At 39.2% G+C, this 17,956-nt stretch carries 14 protein-coding genes; 6 read left to right on the top strand and 8 right to left on the bottom strand.

Annotation, left to right across the window (positions count from 1 at the left end; genetic code table 11):
* Nucleotides 1–16 precede the first annotated feature (16 nt).
* Together DWW23_RS12900 and rbr are read right to left on the bottom strand one after the other, a co-directional pair.
* Nucleotides 17–910 carry an ABC transporter ATP-binding protein gene (locus tag DWW23_RS12900; RefSeq protein ID WP_122353693.1) on the bottom strand — a complete coding sequence of 298 codons (894 nt, stop codon included), beginning with the start codon at nucleotides 908–910 and terminating at the stop codon, nucleotides 17–19.
* Between the two features lie 146 nt (nucleotides 911–1,056).
* Nucleotides 1,057–1,635, bottom strand: a complete 579-nt coding sequence (rbr, locus tag DWW23_RS12905) for a rubrerythrin (RefSeq protein WP_122353694.1) — start codon at nucleotides 1,633–1,635, stop codon at nucleotides 1,057–1,059.
* 317 nt (nucleotides 1,636–1,952) lie between these two features.
* Here rbr and DWW23_RS12910 point away from each other — a divergent pair, with 317 nt between their 5' ends.
* Nucleotides 1,953–3,629 carry a SulP family inorganic anion transporter gene (locus tag DWW23_RS12910; protein WP_122353695.1) on the top strand — a complete coding sequence of 559 codons (1,677 nt, stop codon included), beginning with the start codon at nucleotides 1,953–1,955 and terminating at the stop codon, nucleotides 3,627–3,629.
* A gap of 9 nt (nucleotides 3,630–3,638) precedes the next feature.
* On the opposite strand, the gene DWW23_RS12915 is transcribed toward DWW23_RS12910, so the two are convergent.
* Both DWW23_RS12915 and DWW23_RS12920 read right to left on the bottom strand, forming a co-directional pair.
* Nucleotides 3,639–4,325, bottom strand: a complete 687-nt coding sequence (locus tag DWW23_RS12915; RefSeq protein ID WP_122353696.1) for a hypothetical protein — start codon at nucleotides 4,323–4,325, stop codon at nucleotides 3,639–3,641.
* 70 nt (nucleotides 4,326–4,395) lie between these two features.
* Nucleotides 4,396–5,877, bottom strand: coding sequence for a DUF3943 domain-containing protein (locus tag DWW23_RS12920; RefSeq protein WP_122353697.1), 1,482 nt, complete (start codon nucleotides 5,875–5,877; stop codon nucleotides 4,396–4,398).
* A 240-nt stretch (nucleotides 5,878–6,117) separates the two neighbouring features.
* Between DWW23_RS12920 and DWW23_RS12925 the strand changes: the two genes are divergently transcribed.
* Together DWW23_RS12925 and DWW23_RS12930 are read left to right on the top strand one after the other, a co-directional pair.
* A complete protein-coding gene (locus tag DWW23_RS12925) occupies nucleotides 6,118–7,221 on the top strand; it encodes an acyltransferase family protein (protein WP_122353698.1) in 1,104 nt (367 codons plus the stop codon).
* The gene (locus DWW23_RS12930; protein ID WP_122353699.1) at nucleotides 7,221–9,704 is read left to right on the top strand and encodes a T9SS type A sorting domain-containing protein; all 2,484 of its coding nucleotides are present in this window, start codon (nucleotides 7,221–7,223) and stop codon (nucleotides 9,702–9,704) included. The genes DWW23_RS12925 and DWW23_RS12930 overlap by 1 nt, the downstream gene beginning before the upstream one ends.
* 2 nt (nucleotides 9,705–9,706) lie before the next feature.
* On the opposite strand, the gene DWW23_RS12935 is transcribed toward DWW23_RS12930, so the two are convergent.
* Complete coding sequence (locus tag DWW23_RS12935; protein ID WP_122353700.1) at nucleotides 9,707–10,486, bottom strand: radical SAM protein; 780 nt, start codon at nucleotides 10,484–10,486, stop codon at nucleotides 9,707–9,709.
* 444 nt (nucleotides 10,487–10,930) lie between these two features.
* Between DWW23_RS12935 and DWW23_RS12940 the strand changes: the two genes are divergently transcribed.
* Together DWW23_RS12940 and DWW23_RS12945 are read left to right on the top strand one after the other, a co-directional pair.
* Nucleotides 10,931–12,370, top strand: coding sequence for an MBOAT family protein (locus DWW23_RS12940; protein ID WP_122353715.1), 1,440 nt, complete (start codon nucleotides 10,931–10,933; stop codon nucleotides 12,368–12,370).
* Between the two features lie 5 nt (nucleotides 12,371–12,375).
* Nucleotides 12,376–13,269, top strand: a complete 894-nt coding sequence (locus DWW23_RS12945) for an SGNH/GDSL hydrolase family protein (RefSeq protein WP_122353701.1) — start codon at nucleotides 12,376–12,378, stop codon at nucleotides 13,267–13,269.
* A 9-nt stretch (nucleotides 13,270–13,278) separates the two neighbouring features.
* Here the strand turns inward: DWW23_RS12945 and DWW23_RS12950 are convergent, their stop codons facing one another.
* Both DWW23_RS12950 and DWW23_RS12955 read right to left on the bottom strand, forming a co-directional pair.
* Nucleotides 13,279–15,342 (bottom strand): helix-hairpin-helix domain-containing protein, encoded by a 2,064-nt coding sequence (locus DWW23_RS12950; RefSeq protein ID WP_122353702.1) that lies wholly within the window; start codon nucleotides 15,340–15,342, stop codon nucleotides 13,279–13,281.
* Between the two features lie 13 nt (nucleotides 15,343–15,355).
* Nucleotides 15,356–16,165 (bottom strand): hypothetical protein, encoded by an 810-nt coding sequence (locus DWW23_RS12955; protein ID WP_122353703.1) that lies wholly within the window; start codon nucleotides 16,163–16,165, stop codon nucleotides 15,356–15,358.
* Between the two features lie 220 nt (nucleotides 16,166–16,385).
* Here DWW23_RS12955 and DWW23_RS12960 point away from each other — a divergent pair, with 220 nt between their 5' ends.
* Nucleotides 16,386–16,991, top strand: a complete 606-nt coding sequence (locus tag DWW23_RS12960) for a DUF4294 domain-containing protein (RefSeq protein ID WP_122353704.1) — start codon at nucleotides 16,386–16,388, stop codon at nucleotides 16,989–16,991.
* On the opposite strand, the gene DWW23_RS12965 is transcribed toward DWW23_RS12960, so the two are convergent.
* Nucleotides 16,983–17,513, bottom strand: coding sequence for an RNA methyltransferase (locus DWW23_RS12965; RefSeq protein ID WP_122353705.1), 531 nt, complete (start codon nucleotides 17,511–17,513; stop codon nucleotides 16,983–16,985). The genes DWW23_RS12960 and DWW23_RS12965 overlap by 9 nt on opposite strands.
* Between the last annotated feature and the right edge of the window lie 443 nt (nucleotides 17,514–17,956).

Consider the following 17,956-nt stretch of genomic DNA (forward strand, 5'->3'; position numbering starts at 1 on the left):
GTCAATTAAGGGGTTGTTAATCATTGGTCCAGAGATTTAACTTATTCTCCATATAATACACATAAGCATGTTCCAGATTGGGAGGATACGATTCTACTTCATATCCTTCGATCTCATCAGCCACTACCTGCACTTCCCATCCGGAGCCGGAAGGAATGGTAGAAATAACAGGATATTTCTTATCCACTTCATGCAGTTCATCACTTGTCACTTTAATACGCCATACTTTTCCTTCCGCCTGTTTCATCATATCCTGGGGGGAACCGTAAAAAGAGACTTCTCCTTTATTCATCAGCGCCATGCAGTTACAGGTGCTGGATATATCTCCTACGATATGAGTAGAAAGGATGATCGTCACATCATTCTCACTCACCTCCGACAGCAGATTACGGAAACGGATACGTTCTTCAGGGTCAAGCCCCGTTGTCGGCTCATCCACAATGATCACTTTCGGATGATGGATCAGTGCCTGGGCAATTCCCAAACGACGTTTCATACCTCCCGACAGTTTGTTCGCATACCGTTCACGTACATCGAAGAGACCCACATTTTCAAGCATGGCATCCACCGCTTGCTTGCGCTGCCTGTTATTGGTCATACCCGACAGACGGGCAGCATAATCCAGAAACTCATGTGTCTTATATTTAGCGAAGAAACGGAAATCCTGCGGAAGATAACCCAATATACTCCTGATCTCCTTACGTTGTTTCAGTAAATCGTATCCGCAGATATCGACCTGCCCGGAGGTCGGTTCCATTAAAGCGACCAGGATACGCATCAACGTAGATTTTCCGGCACCATTCGGCCCCAGCAAGCCAAACATACCTGTCGGTATCTCCAGATTCACATCTTTTAAGGCGTGGTTTCCATTCGGATACACCTTATTAAGGTTCTTTATCGATATACTCATTTGGTCAACTATTCAGGAGAAAATTAGAATTAAGTTATAATAGGCTGGTAAAGATATATTTTATTCACATGAATACAAACAAAAAACGTCCCTATCCAACATATTTTGGATAGGGACGCCTAAATTCTCGATTTTAATAGAAGATTTTAATAGTTCTGCTTCATTGGTTCGAAGAATGCCTGCGGGTGTTCGCATGCCGGACATTTCATCGGAGCTTTCTTTGCTTCGATCACGAAACCGCAGTTACGACACTGCCAGAAGATAGCTTCATCTTTTTCGAATACCTTACCTTCAGTCAGGTTTGCCAACAATTTACGATAACGTTTTTCGTGTTCGGCTTCCACCTTTGCAATCATTCTGAAGGCAACGGCAATCTGTTTAAATCCTTCTTCTTCCGCAATATCGGCAAAAGCAGGATATAAATCAGCCCATTCTTCGTTTTCGCCATCGGCTGCAGCAGCCAGATTTTCCATTGTCGTACCAATCATACCGGCAGGATAAGAAGCAGTAATTTCCACCATACCGCCTTCCAGGAATTTGAAGAAACGCTTTGCATGTTCTTTTTCCTGTTCAGCTGTTTCCATGAATACACCTGCAATTTGTTCGTAACCTTCTTTTTTAGCTACGCTTGCAAAAAATGTGTAACGACTTCTTGCCTGAGATTCTCCGGCAAATGATTTAAGCAGATTTTGTTCGGTACGTGTACCTTTAATACTTTTTTCCATAATGCTAATTATATATGTAGTATAAAATGAGTTTGCCTAATCGCCCTATTCAAATAACTCCCAAAAGTATGAAAATGTTTAAAACATTAATTCATTCTTTTACTTAAAATATATCTATCGATTCATAAATAGCATTTATAACAGGAAAGATAAAGTATACCCGTTGGCGGAATTGAATGTTACTTTTCTCTTGATGGAAAAGTAGTTCGATTATTTCTAATTTTGTAATGTCGACATTGCAAATTATCCTACCTTTTATGCTTTACGATAAATATTGTTGTATCTTTGCATCAAAATTTAACATATTAGGCAGAGAAATGGAGAGCAAATTTGATTTTCAGCCCAAACTATTTTCGGCGCTGAAGAACTATTCCAAAGAAAAATTCATGGCAGACCTGATGGCAGGGATCATTGTGGGTATTGTAGCCCTTCCGCTAGCCATTGCATTCGGTATCGCCTCAGGAGTGAGTCCGGAGAAAGGACTGATCACTGCCATCATAGGCGGTTTTATTGTTTCTTTCCTGGGAGGCAGCAATGTCCAGATCGGCGGTCCGACCGGAGCGTTCATTGTAATCGTATATGGTATCATACAGAATTTCGGTATCGAAGGACTTGCCATTGCGACCGTCATTGCAGGTATCATACTGGTGATCATGGGAGTATTGAAGCTCGGGACAGTCATAAAATTCATCCCTTATCCGATCGTTGTAGGGTTTACCAGCGGTATTGCACTGACAATCTTTACCACACAGATGAAAGACTTGTTCGGACTGACAATGGAAAAAGTACCTGCCGATTTCATCTCCAAATGGATCGCTTATTTCGAACATATCCATACGATCAACATCTGGTCGTTCGTTATCGGGATCGTCAGTATATTCATTATCGTCATCTCCCCCCGGTTCTCCAAAAAGATTCCGGGTTCACTGATCGCTATCATCGTAATGACTGCAGTTGTTTATATCATGCGTAACCATTTAGGTATTATCGGTATAGAAACAATTGGCGATCATTTTACCATCAACGCTTCCCTCCCACAGCCGGAAGCTATTTCTTTCAATATGGAAACAATCAATCTGTTGCTTCCTTCGGCTTTCACGATCGCCATGCTGGGAGCTATAGAATCACTTCTTTCAGCGACCGTTGCCGATGGTGTTACAGGCGATAAACATAATTCAAACACAGAACTGATCGCACAGGGAGCAGCCAATATTGTTGTTCCTATCTTCGGCGGTATTCCCGTAACAGGAGCTATTGCGCGTACCATGACGAATATAAATAACGGTGGCCGTACTCCTGTTGCCGGTATCATCCATGCAATAGTATTGTTATTGATCCTGTTATTCCTCGGACCGCTTACCAAGCATATCCCAATGGCTTGCCTGGCAGGTGTGTTGATCATCGTATCCTATAATATGAGTGAATGGCGTACATTCCGTTCGCTGATGAAGAATCCGAAAAGCGATGTTTCCGTCCTGTTGGTAACCTTCCTGCTGACCGTTATCTTCGACCTGACAATCGCTATCGAGATCGGTTTGCTGATAGCGATGTTCCTGTTTATGCGCCGTGTGGCAGAAACAACGCATGTCTCAGTCACCAGAGATGAAATAGATCTCTCCAGTGAAGGCGAAATCCGCCATAATGAAGAAGTATTGACATTGCCGAAAGGAGTGGAAGTGTATGAAATAGACGGACCGTTCTTCTTCGGTATAGCCAATAAATTCGATGGTGTAATGAAAACTGTTGGCGACAAACCGAAGGTGCGTATCATCCGCATGCGTAAAGTCCCGTTCATGGATTCCACAGGACTTCATAACCTGGAAAGCCTGTTCCGGTTATCCCAGGCAGAACATATTCATATGATCTTATCCGGTGTAAATGAACACGTGCGGAAGGTGTTGAAAAAATCAGGGTTCGAACAAAAAATAGGTGCCGAAAATATTTGCTCGAATATCAATGAAGCAGTAAAGAAAGCAAAAGAAGCGGTCAGATAACCGCTTCTTTTAAAACTGAATACCGACAGAAAGAAAGAAGGCATGTGTCATTTTCTTCTTCCAGAGCATATCGTTCAACGGCTTCCGTTCGATAACCATATTTCGTCTGCCACCGTATACATCATAATTGGAGATGGTATATCCGGCTGAAAATACCCAGCTTTCAACTTCTATCTGCATAAAGCTCTTTACATTCCAGTATAACCATTCTCCATTTGTATTCGTAACATTCTCCTTAAATATTCCCGTAACGAGATAGTCTTCTTCCCTATAGCCGATCTGAAGGTGCTCATTGACAGGAACCGCCATATACATACCCGGCTCCACATTAAATGTCACACGCAAATCACGGTCTCCCCACTTATTTATATTAGGAGTACGTAACCGGATAGCCGGACGGAAAAGTATCCGTTTCGCATTCGAATCATCCGAACTGATAAACCATTTCAAATCCGGGCCGCCGGGAGCTGGTCCGGAATAATATTCATCATAGAACTGACCTGTAAAATTAACTCCTCCCGTTACACCTACATATTTACAAATAAAATAGGTAAAAGACGGCTCCACCTCCCAGGCATAATTATTATTTAATCCTCCGGAGAGGGCAAACTCCCATCTTTTGAATTTGAATCCATCCTCACTTGCATCAGCCAAAACCGGAAATAGCATCATTATCCACAACAGCAATCGTTTCATGTTCTTTTCGCTTTACTACTGATTAGACAGAAAAAACAAAAAATCCCCCTACTCTGTTAAGTGCAAATCGTTATAATTTATAAGTCAACATCAGACGTCCTTCCGAAGTATGAGAAAAAACTTCTTCAAAATATTTGTAATCCGTATGGCGGGAATAATTCATAAACGATCCGGTCAGATACAAACCTTTCCACAACTTAACATCCAACCGCAAACCGACTGCATGCAGGATCGCTTTCGAACGGTCTCCCTGTGCATCCAGGGTTTTCGGATTAAAATTATCCCAATCAATATCTTTCGGATACCCCTTCCAGGTAAACATATGGTAAACCTCATACGTGGTAGATGCTGAGAATTTATCCTTCTTATATATAAAATTGAAACCGACTTTCGTACTGTATCCGCTTGCCAGATTATAAATCCGTTCGTCTACCCGATAATAATCACTTAATGCCCCGCCTAAAAGTATTCCGTTCAAATGACCATACGCATCTATATCCCAGCGTTTTAACCGTTTATTCTTATATACCAAACCACCTCCGAACGATGCCGGTGTACAGAACTTATAAGGAGTTTTAGAAGATATATCGGAAATAGTATCCGAATCATAATAATCGAAATGTTGGTAAAGTCCCAGGCTCAGATAATGTTTTTTATTATCTATCAATTCTTTTCCCATCAGACGGCCGATAATATTCAATTGCCCCAATACCGGTTGTGAAGCTTGCACATTCAGGTTTGCTTTTACAGAGAAGTAATCGTAAGGTTTTCTGTTTTCTGCATCGAAACGGTCGCCGTACTCGATATTGATCTCAGAAGCGAATCCGACCCCTTTATCGAAAATATCGTCCTTCAGTTCCAGAGCCCGTATCCCCATCGAGATATCGACGCTCACGTCCGGCACTCCGAACTGTTTACCCGACGTAGGTCTCCGTTTCCAGGCATCTCCGTTAATAATACGAGTAAGACCACGCATAGGGGAAACTATGAACGAAGCGAATTCCAGTCCCAAGCGGGCTGCTCCCGTTCTTCTATCATTCAGGATCAGGTCCGATGCCCTGTAAAACACTTCTCCCAACGCCATTCCTCCGATCGGTGTCGCTATTATATCATTGGTAGAAGGATATTCACATTCCATAAACATCTCCCACATAAAGCTCCCGGCAAACGCATACAACCCCGATTGCCAGTAATTATATCCGTTCGAACGTCCTGCGTTATAATACAAACTGCCGTGATAAGGATGCAAGAACATATTCGTTCCCATCCGGTCATTATCCCAGATAAAACCGTGTTTAAAATTCTCTTTAATCGTCTGTCCGTTAATATAAGCAAAATCTCCTTTCTGGATATACCTGTCAAAGATCCAGACTCCCATATTAATGCCGAAAACAGTCGCTCCAGTTTGAAATCCTTTCTTTGGAGAATAATAAGAAAGATCAAGCGAATCAGGAGCTTTAGGTATTGCCAGCTGACGCCTTATTGCAAGTTGGGGATATACAGAACTAACTGATAATAAACATGTAAACAATCCTATCACGAACTTTTTCATGTTCCAAAGATAATGGAATAAACAGTTCTGATTTTCTTATTTTTAAAAGTTACCAAATATGTCGGAATACAGACGAATGATAAAGTGTCCAAACTTAAAACAGCTCAGAATGATTCCATGAATTACTTCACATACTAAATCCAGGTACATTCTACCAGATGTTCATGTTTTCTTTTACAAATTATATAACCCTGTTGATTTTTACTTACATTTGTATCTTACAACCAAAAAATCTAAGTTATGGCACAATCAGGAAGGTTACTCTCACTGGATGTAATGAGAGGCATTACTATCGCAGGAATGATCATGGTGAACAATCCGGGAACCTGGGATTATGTGTATGCACCACTCCGCCACGCATCATGGAACGGTTTAACACCAACCGATCTGGTATTTCCGTTCTTTATGTTCATTATGGGAGTATCCATGTTCTTTTCCTTACGAAAATATAACTTCAAATTATCCAAAGAAAGCGTTACAAAAGTACTGAAACGAACCGTGCTTATCTTTCTGGTCGGACTCGGACTGAATATATTCTCACATATCTGTTATAACGGATTTTCTCATTTTGAGAACCTTCGTATTCTGGGAGTAATGCAACGCCTCGCACTGGCTTATGGTGCCGGTTCGCTGATCGGACTCGCCATCAACCACAAATACATTTTACAAACGGCCGCCGGTATTCTGATCGTCTACTGGATGCTTCTTGCTTTTACAGGGAGCACGACATTATCGGAAGATAATATTATAGCCATAGTAGATCGTTTCCTGTTCGGTAATACACATATGTACCATGATTATCTGGCAGACGGGACACGTATCGCTTTCGATCCTGAAGGATTGTTAAGTTGTCTGGGAAGTATCGGACATGTTCTGCTGGGCTTTTATGTCGGCAAGATCATTCTGGACAGTAAAAAAAATAACGAACTGGTCATCCGCAATCTGTTTATATTCGGAACAATCATTCTTTTCCTGGGATTCCTGTTCAGTTACGGTTGTCCGATCAATAAAAAATTATGGAGCAGCACATTCGTTTTAACGACCTGCGGATTCGGTTCATTATTCCTTGCTCTTCTTATCTGGATCATCGATATCAATGGTAAAAAGAAATGGTCGTTATTTTTCGAGTCTTTCGGTATCAACCCGTTATATCTTTACGTGCAGGGAGCTATTTTCGCTGTCATACTCGATAAATGCGGAATAACATCTTATGTTTATTCAGATATACTAGCACCCTTATTCAGTAATTTCGGAGGTTCGCTGGTATGGGCAATTCTCTTTGTCATACTGAACTGGATACCGGGATATTGGTTATATAAGAAACATATCTATATAAAATTATAATGAATCGTATCAAGCTATTCCGGCATTGTTTCTATACAAGTATCATTTCGCTATTCCTGCTGTATGCAAGTGAAGTAAAATCGCAGATAAGTGAAGGAGGAAAACCGCTTAGTTTCAACTATCAAAACATGTTGAAAAGTGAACAGCCGGTTGTTCGGATACCTGTCAACTTCAGTGTAGAAGATTTGATCGCTGTCGATGAATGGCGGGTAAGCCAGGGAGCCCCTCTGACTGTTTCCACTTTAATAGATACGGATTTGAATATGGATACTGACGGACAATGGCTTACCTTACCCAACGGGAAAGAAATATGGCAACTACATCTGCAGGCAAAAGGAGCAATTGCATTAATGCTCTATTACAATGCATTTTATATCCCTGAAGGAGGAAAATTATTTATTTATAATGCCGACAAAACTCAATTGCTGGGAGCTTATACTTCACAGACCAATCTGGGAGGAAAAGCTTTTGCAACGGAATTTGTGGCAGGGGATGATCTTACGATCGAATATGAACCGCCTGTTTCCGGTGAAAAAGCCGGAATAATTATCAACCAGATAGGATATGGATATAATCATCTGACTGTATCCGGGAATTTACGAAGCACAGGTCCGGGAACTTCCAGTTCCTGTATGGTAAATATCAACTGTGAGGAAGGGGAGGAATGGCAGAATGAAAAGAACGGAGTTTGTCAAATGGTTGAAAAGGTAGGTGGCGCCGGGCTCCTTTGTTCCGGTTCTCTGATAAATAATACAGCCAAAGATATGAAACCTTATATCTTGTCCGCTTATCACTGCATGAAAAATTATGATAACGATAAAATAGCTTCGGAAGAAGATTTCAACCAATGGATGTTTTATTTTCATTTTGAACAGACCGGATGTGAGACTTCTTCTCCCGCTACCGATCACAAAACAATGGTAGGCTGTAGCCACATCGCAAGTATCCCGATAGAGGATGGTTCCGACGGGTTATTATTATTGCTGAATAACAAGATACCTGAAAGTTATAATGTTTATTTCAACGGGTGGAACAGGAGTGATGTTGCTCCCTCATCAGGAGTGAATATCCATCATCCTTCAGGCGATTATATGAAAATATCCACTTTCGGCGATCGCCCGGTAAGGACAACGACCTGGATAGATAATACATTTACAACCGGAATCCCCGACGGACATTGGAACGTAATTTTCGATAAAACCCTCAATGGCCATAGCGTCACGGAAGGCGGTTCTTCCGGTTCACCTCTTTTCAACGAGAATAAACAAATTGTCGGAACATTAAGCGGAGGTAATTCAAACTGCCGCCTGACAAACGGCAATAATCTATACGGTAAATTTTCTTACCATTGGGATCAATACAGCAAGGCGAATACCGGTCGTATGGACATCTGGCTGGATCCGTTGAATACCGGTATTACTGAACTTCCTGGTCTGGCGCAGACCGGAGAAGAAGGAAATTTGATCAATTACAAATCACCAATAGATGTTACTGCTGAAGTTTCACCTTCCAACCATGTTCTTGTACAATGGAACGCCCCTCTATATACGAAAACAATAGGGTGGGGAACACAAAATGCATACACACACCTGGGATATCAAGGGACCCCTTTCTATTTCGGGCAGCGTTGGGAACCGAAAGACCTGATAAATATCCACAACAAGAAACTGACGAATGTAAAATTCATTCCTGCTGTTAATGTTTACTATGCCATATATATCAAACAGGGAGAGCGGATCTATCAGCAGGAAGTCGGCTCTACGACAGCTAACAGATCGAATACGATACAATTAAAAACTCCATATGTGATCGATGCCAGTCAGGAACTGATCATCTCCATATATGCGAGAAAATACAGCAGAAGTAACGGACCAGCCTATATAGACAAAGGACCGGCTATTCATGGAAAAGGAAACCTATTATCGTTCGACGGAAACCAGTGGGAATATTTGAAAGATGAAGAAAATGATAATAATTTTATCATATCCGCCACCGTCACTTCGGAAGATGGCGAATTAGCGGATCTCCGGTCTGCCTCAACAGGATCTATCACAGCTTTCCCTGTTATCACAGGATATACTATCTATAAAAACCAGGAAAAACTCGTAACTGTTCCGGCTTCTACATTCCGATTTACAGACAAGAATGTCACTGCAGGTATACATACCTACAGTGTTTCAGCTCTTTATGACTTAAAAGAAAGTAAAGCTACTAAAGCGGCATCAGAAGTAACAGTAAGTTCTGAAAACATATCGACAGCGGATGATATCAACATTTATCCAACTATATTCAAAGACCGGATCCAGGTAAAGAATTACAGGCAAATCAAAAGCATAGAGATTTATTCTGCTGACGGAAAAATGATCCGGAAAGTAAACGACCCGGCAGAATGGATAGATGTCCAAATCATGCCGCAGGGAGTTTATTTCTTTAAGCTGATCACGGATAAAACTGTCCGAACAATCCGGGGTATTAAACAATAGAATCAATATGAAACCGTCACATCAAAACCAGCTTTCCGTGCCCGGTCTGCTATTACATCCAATGCTTCTCCGGAAACTTTTTTGAGACCTTTCAAAGGAGTTTCACGGTCGATGGTATAGATCATAACCTGTTTCGGTTTTATTTTCTTCAATGCTTCAAGCCAGCCGTTTATTTCTACTTCAGTCGTGTTATCAACCGGTTCACCGTTCAATTCGCCCTGGAGGAACATGGTCTGGATAATCAAATTCCCTTTGAAACGGCATAATTGTTCCAGTAATCGATCGAATGTAAAGGAGGGAGAATTCGGAACATTCAACTGCCGTATCCGGCTATCGAGTACAGAATCGAGTTTAAGTATATTATCTTCGATCTTATTCAATGCCCGGAACACACCTTCTTTATGAAGCATCGTCGAATTAGATAAAACAGCGATCTTGGCATTCGGAAAGAAATGGTCACGGATGGCGATCGTATCTTCAATGATACCTTCGAATTCCGGATGCATGGTCGGTTCACCGTTACCGGCAAAAGTGATCACATCAGGAGTAATACCTTCTGCCTGTATCGCTGATAACTTTTCTTCCAAGGCAGCTTTTACCTCTTCACGAACCGGTAATTTAGTATGCGTACGACGTTCCCCATTCAAACCGCATTCACAGTAAATACAGTCGAAAGAACAAAGCTTGCCGTCCACAGGAAGCAGGTTCATACCCAAAGAAACACCCAGACGCCGACTATGTATCGGACCGAATACTATTTTATCAAAAAGAATTGTTGACATAACTATATATGTTTTTATCTATCAGGTTCTCCATATAACAAAGAACGCAGTCATATTTCTTGAATTATGGACACAAAGCTACAAAAGAGCTTAACACATTGTCTTATCCATACACAATTTATTTTTGATTATACAGGTTATAAAACTATATTTTATTATTTTTGCAATTGGATGGGTGTCCGTTATATAGCAATACTCTATCTATTACAGAAAGCATCTGGCTTTATTCTTTTCAATTTATATTTCATAGTTTATAGTATTTTTACTCACTAGTATTTTACATTTGTTTATTCATAAACAAGTCATGTATATATTAGTGCATATGACTATGTATTATAAATTATGAAAGAATTATTGAGACAGCAATGAACCCGGTCAGTTCCTATGCTTTCATTCTTATTAACTGTCACTTCGGGGAATTGGGGACAGCAATATTATATTATTGTGCTATTCAATTCTATAGAGTTTATCATTTTCCTGCCGATCGTATTCACACTATATTGGCTGGCAAATAAAAATATAAAGTGGCAAAACTTTTTTGTCATAATTGTAAGCTACATATTCTATGGTTGGTGGGACATACGTTTTCTTTCCCTGATCATATTGACCAGTTCTTTTTGTTTTATCAGTGGGCTTCTTATCGAGCAAGCCACAGGAAACCGTAAAAAACAAAAGATAATCAATGCGATCAACATTTTACTTAACATAGGTATTTTAGGTACTTTCAAGTATTTCAACTTCTTCAGTGCTAATCTGAAAACAGTATTACATACGTTAGGTTTCGAACCAGACTGGATCACATTGGATATACTTCTTCCTGTCGGTATAAGTTTTTACACGCTGCAGGCATTAAGTTACAGCATCGACGTATATCAAAAGAAAATATCAGCCTGTCATGATCCGGTTGCCTTTTTTGCTTTTGTCAGTTTCTTTCCACAACTGGTGGCAGGTCCTATAGAAAGAGCGACCAACTTGTTACCTCAGTTTTATAAACGGCGGACGTTCAATTATCATAAAGCAATAGACGGTTGCCAGCAGATGTTATGGGGTTTTTTCAAGAAGATGATAATAGCTGACAATTGTGCAGTAGCAGTCAATGAGATATGGAGCAGTTATCAGTATCAGAGCAGTTTTACTCTTTTACTGGGAGCCATTTTATTTACTTTCCAGATATACGGAGATTTTTCAGGTTATTCGGATATTGCTATCGGGTGTTCCCGATTATTTGGGATCGACTTGATGAAGAATTTCAATTATCCTTATTTTTCAAGAGATATATCTGAATTTTGGAGACGCTGGCATATTTCATTAAGTACCTGGTTTCGTGATTATGTCTATGTTCCTTTGGGAGGGAGCCGCTGTAAAAAAGCAAAAGTGATTCGAAATACTTTTATTATATTCATTATCAGCGGACTTTGGCATGGAGCAAACTGGACGTTCATTGTATGGGGAATTTATCATGCCTGTCTCTTTATTCCTCTTCTGTTACTCAAACGAAACAGAAAATATACTCAAACGATTGTAGCAGAAGGTAAGTTTTTACCCTCTTTGAAAGAAGCAGTACAAGTACTTACTACATGTTTCTTTGTTCTTATCGGATGGATCATTTTCCGGTCAAACAATATAGATGAAGCAGCCGACTATCTATCCCGTCTTTTTTCTTCTTCCTTACTGGATATATCTTTTCCTCATGGCAAGAGAGCTTTGATATACTGTTTATTCTTACTTGCCATAGAATGGATACAACGAGATAAAGAGCATGGTTTACAAATAAACAAGGAGATAAAATCGCCCGTGGTCCGGTGGAGTATCTATTATATACTGATATTTATAATCGTCTTTTTACAAGGTACACCTGCTGATTTTATTTACTTTCAATTCTGAACGTTATGAAGAAGTTTATAAAACAATTGATTGTTTTCTTTATTCCTCTCCTGATCATATTCGCCTTATTGGAATATGCAATCAGACAGATTCCTAATACTTACAAATATAAAAACGAATGGATGCTACAACATGCGGATAGCTTAAATACGCTCATATTAGGTAATTCACATTGTATGTCAGGGATCGATCCTTTTTTTCTCACTCATAAAGCTTTTAATTTTGCAAATTCTTCACAAGATCTGGAACGCGATTATTTCATACTGACCAAGTACGAAGAAATATATACGGAATTAAAGTATGTCATCCTTTCTTTCTCGTATTGTACACTTCAGGATAGGATGGACTATACAGACAAATCCCGTTTAAAATATTACGGTATTTATATGGGATATGATAAATATAAGTATAGTGTAGAAATCACGAGTAGCATTACTTATGAAAAAATAAGAGAATACTTAAAAGGAAATACTTCACAATATTCTCCGTTTGGATTCAAAATAAATGATACTTCAAAAGAAAATTTAGGAATAAGCGGCATAAAAGCGGCTAAACGACATACATTAAATAACCGGGAAAGTGTAGCTGAAAACCTGATATTTTTGGATAGAATAATCCGGTTCTGTGAGAGTAAACAGATCAAACTTATACTTGTCACTACACCGACCTATCCCAGTTATTATGAACATCTGAATGAACAACAACTCGATTTACTGTTTTCTACAGCAAAAGAAAAAGTAGATAACTACCCAAATATCCTCTATCTCAATTTTCTGAAAGATGACAGATTCGATGATATCGATTTCAAAGATGGCGATCATTTATCAAAACAAGGAGCTGAAAAGTTTACCAAAATGTTGAAAGATAGCATCGACTATATCTTAAAAACAGAGTTATAAAATCATATTTTAAAACTTATACCGCAGAAGTACATATAAATCTGTTTTGTTATGTCCTTCTATCTCCTCCTGATCTGTACCGATCACATTACGATCAGCATAATAAGTATGTCCCAATTTACCAGAAAGGGATAATTTATCCAGTATGTTCCATCGAAAAGATAAAGACAACCTGATCCCTTTTCCATAAAAAGAAGGCATATTGAAAGCATACAGAATATTCTTCTCATACGAATTAATACGGCTGTAATAATCGTCCGTATGAAAATATGCCATATAAATATCCGACTGAAACGGAAGGTTAGACGGTTTCCAGCCTGCCCCTTGTGAGATCATCCATCCAAGACTGCGTTTCCCTTTCCATTCACCATAATAAACACAGTCGGCAGATGTTTTCAATATCCATACCGATCGTATACCATATAAGAACTGTAATCTGAAACGTTGTTGTGAATAGGGCAGGATATTTAATGTCGATTCATTTTCCAATGTCCGGTTCTTTTCTTTTTTCCTGTACTTATAACGTAAATACCATGCAAAATTTTTACCTGGATCAGCATCCAGTTGAACCATATATTCCTGCCCCGAAGAAGGAGCATCCACACCATATTTTAACCAGGGAAAACGGAACACGTCAGCATACATGGATAACTTGAAATGAGCAAATGGCGTCCATTGCATACCTGCATAAACTCCTTGTTCATTCTGTACGGAAGAGTTCTGACCGAACGCATTCCCGAAAAAGGCCTGGTATCTCCTGTCATAATAACGGTGCAATACCAATAATGACAAATAAGAAACAGGCGTTAACTGAAAGGCATTCAGTGTGGCGACCGCCTTGTTGGAAGATATGGCCGTCTCACCGTAAAACTTTACTTTTTTAGTTTTCAACATATAGTTAACGCTCATGTTGATATTATCGTTCCCCCGAAAATAAAACAAGTTATAAGGCTTCGGATCAGGTTGTATCCGATATTTTCCGAAAGAGTAGGACAGGGCTGTTATCCCAACCGAAAAATTAGAATTTTCATAACGCACGTTTCCACCATATGTCTGCATAGGAACAGTATGTTTCTTTTCCCAATCACGTTCCAAACGGTGTAAACCGTCTGTTTTAAATGAACTTACTTCATTGTTATCAACACCGGCATCTAATTTCCGGTAAGAATAGAACAAACTGATATAGAACTGTTTCAAGGCTACGGTCGACGCCATTCCGCGAAAGTAATCATTCTCGTTTGTTGAAAAGTGACGACGAAAACCATTCGTTCGTCTTTCAGCTTGTGCTACTATCGAACCACGCCCGGGTGTAAAATCATTACTGATAACCAGACCTTGTCCGAAAGATATCTTATAGTCACCTATAGCCAGACTTTTCAACCACTTATTTATATCCTTGAAAAAAAGATGTACCGAATAGAAATCATACCCTTTGTGATAAGAGTTCCAAAACGGTTCACCGGCACCTTTCTCTGCTACTATCCCCAACTGCAGTCTGTCATCAAACGCATACGAATAGCGTAGATGATGATAAAATGGTTCACCCAGATATTTCCGGTTGGGATATTGCTGCAAAATACTATCCGGATATGAACAATATCCTTTTTTCTGTTGAAAACATTTATCATATCTGATTTGCAATTCATTAGAACCATACTTCAACAAGTTTTTAACAGAGAAAGGACGTTTATTAACCGATATATCTCCAATATAAATAAATGGAAGCAACAGGGAAATAGTATCGAAATCCATTCCTTCCATATTCTTTAATTCATAAAGAGTGACCAGTTTTCCATATTTTGTACGATATGTCAACAGGCTGGTTATTTGTTGGTCAGACAGAAAAGGCAAACGTTTCAGTTCATTTTCAGTGACACTATTCAGCTCAAAAGGATGTTCCGCCAAGTAGGAGAGATCTGTATACAGGTTTTCAATCCGGGCCTCATCCTCCGTTTCAGAAGCCAGTTCTTCCATATATTCCATCCACTTATCAACAGAATATATATTCTGACTATTAAGGTTATAACTGTTTATCAACAGATATACCAACAGGGTTATCCACAATCTTTTCATAGTTATTATCAGGTTAGAAACAATATTTTAATCCAATGCCGGTACTTACTCCTAACACCGGATGATAATGAGCGGCCACATCGACCACAAAGCCGGATAACCGATATCCGATTCCCAAAGTGGGTAGGAGTGGAGTCACTTTTATTCCGGCACGTATATAAAAATGATCGATTAATTGGTATTCTATGCCGATACGACCCGATAAAGTAGTTTGTTTATCCGTCTCCGCATTTCCAACTATCAACAGATTGTTAATAATCTCCCATTGAAAACCTATTTGTAACGAATAAGAGATAATAGATTCTATATCAATATCCTTTTTTCGAATCTCAACAGAAGGTAAATTCTGTATTAACATACCAATCAACAGCTTTTCAACCGGAATAAACAGGATACCAACATCTGCGGACAAGTATTGTGGATTTTCTTTCAATAATTTGGCCTGCAGAAATGTGTACTGGATACTGATACCTACAATCCACTTCTCAGTAAGCAATTTCCCCAGGAATATCCGGAACATACTTTCTCTATATTGATCGTAACCGAAAGAAGAGATATTAACACCTGCAGAAAATAAGTTGTTCGGATAGCTGAATGCCATATTCACCATTCCCAATTCTTTCAATCCATAATAATTAAAGTAATTGATATCAACAGACCCGGAACTCTCCAGACCGACCACAGCAGGATTGAATAACAAAGAGTTAGTTACACCGCAAGTACCCATTCCCATACAGCGGATATCGGGTATACGGAAGTTATCAACAGCATACAAACAGGAAGAGATCTCCAACAGGAAGCATAATAAAACTAATCGTTTCATAGATAAGATATGTTTGGTTGTTAATTAAAATATTCTTCCAATACAAAAAGGCTATTCAATATTCATAGTTACCGGTTTTGTTATTATCAGAATCAAAGCAAATATAATGATTCTTATCGAGTTGACAACTTATTAACAACTAAATTATCATTTCCGTATAATAAGTCAAATTCTGTAAAAGCAGCACAGGCTATTGGTAAATCACCTACTTTTGTAGACTATGACAAAGAAGAGATGGTATAAAATCCTTATTTTATTTCTATTCTGTGCAGTTGGGAGCCAGGCACAGAAGCTGAAAATAAATACACTTCCCGAAGGTGTACAAAGAGCGTACATCGACGGGAAAGATACCGTTCCTGTCGTTAATCTGCAGGAAGTCTTCATATTTCCGCAGGTGCGCTTCAAAAATAAACGTGAACAGGAAAAATATAATAAGCTGGTCCGGGACGTTAAACGTACATTACCATATGCCAAAATGGTGTATGAAACGTTAATCGAAACATATGAATATATGGAAACACTTCCGGATGAAAAAGCCCGGCAAGCCCATCTGAAACGAATGGAAAAAGATTTGTTCAAAGAGTATAAACCAGAGTTGAAAAAGCTGACCTTCTCGCAGGGTAAACTACTTATTAAACTGATTGACAGGGAATGTAACCAGTCCAGTTATAACCTGTTGAAAGCTTATCTGGGTAGTTTCAGGGCAGGCTTCTGGAACCTGTTTGCCGGTATGTTCGGAGCCAGCCTGAAATCGGAATATGACCCGAAAGGAAAAGATGCCATGACGGAACGGGTCGTTATCCTGGTTGAAAGAGGATTAATCTGACAACTGTTTAAAAAAATCCCAGATAATAATACCGGTCGTTACCGACACATTCAACGAATGTTTTGTTCCGTATTGGGGTATTTCAATACACATATCACAGTTATCAACAACAGATTGTTGAACACCTTTGACTTCGTTTCCCATAATAACTGCATATTTTTTATCCTTGTCTAATAGCAATTTATCCAACATAGTACTACCTACAGCCTGTTCGACCGCACATACGATATACCCTTGTTGCTTCAGGTTATCAACAGCCTCCTGTGTATCTTTAAAATATCTCCAGTCGACAGTTTCTTCAGCCCCTAAAGCAGTCTTGTGTATCTCTGCATGAGGGGGACAAGCCGTAATACCACATAAATAAATAGCTTCCACCCGGAATGCATCGGAAGTACGAAAAACTGAACCGACATTGTTCAGGCTTCTAACATGGTCAAGCACAACAATTAAGGGTATCTTTTTACTTTCCTTGAAAGCCTCGGGAGTGAGGCGGTTCATTTCTGTTATTTTCAGTTTACGCATAACTACTTTTCTTTGCCTGCAAAAGTAGCTAATTAATGTGGATATGCCGTTGAAAAGGTATTGATAAGTCGTGAACATAAAATGAAAAAAAGTTCTTGCATTATTCAGATTCTTCGTTATACTCCCCCTTGTTTCAATTATGCAACAATAATAACCTATTATTTATTACGAGCTATTAACAAGGGTTATACACGTTTCAACAACCATCCACAGATATAAACTTTTACACAACGGCAGTTATCAACATAAAACTGATAAAGTCTGTAACATAAAGATATCCAGTTATTAATATATCATTTCATCTGTTGGTATCCTTTTAATAAGCAGTTCATATACTTTAATAACTCTCCGAGCAAATATTGTAACAGAAATGTATTAACTGTTTCAACAGGATATTATATTCATCATATTTTATTTTTAAATTAAAGATTAATAAGAATATA

This window comes from Parabacteroides sp. AF14-59, assembly GCF_003479515.1.
Lineage (GTDB): Bacteria > Bacteroidota > Bacteroidia > Bacteroidales > Tannerellaceae > Parabacteroides > Parabacteroides faecis.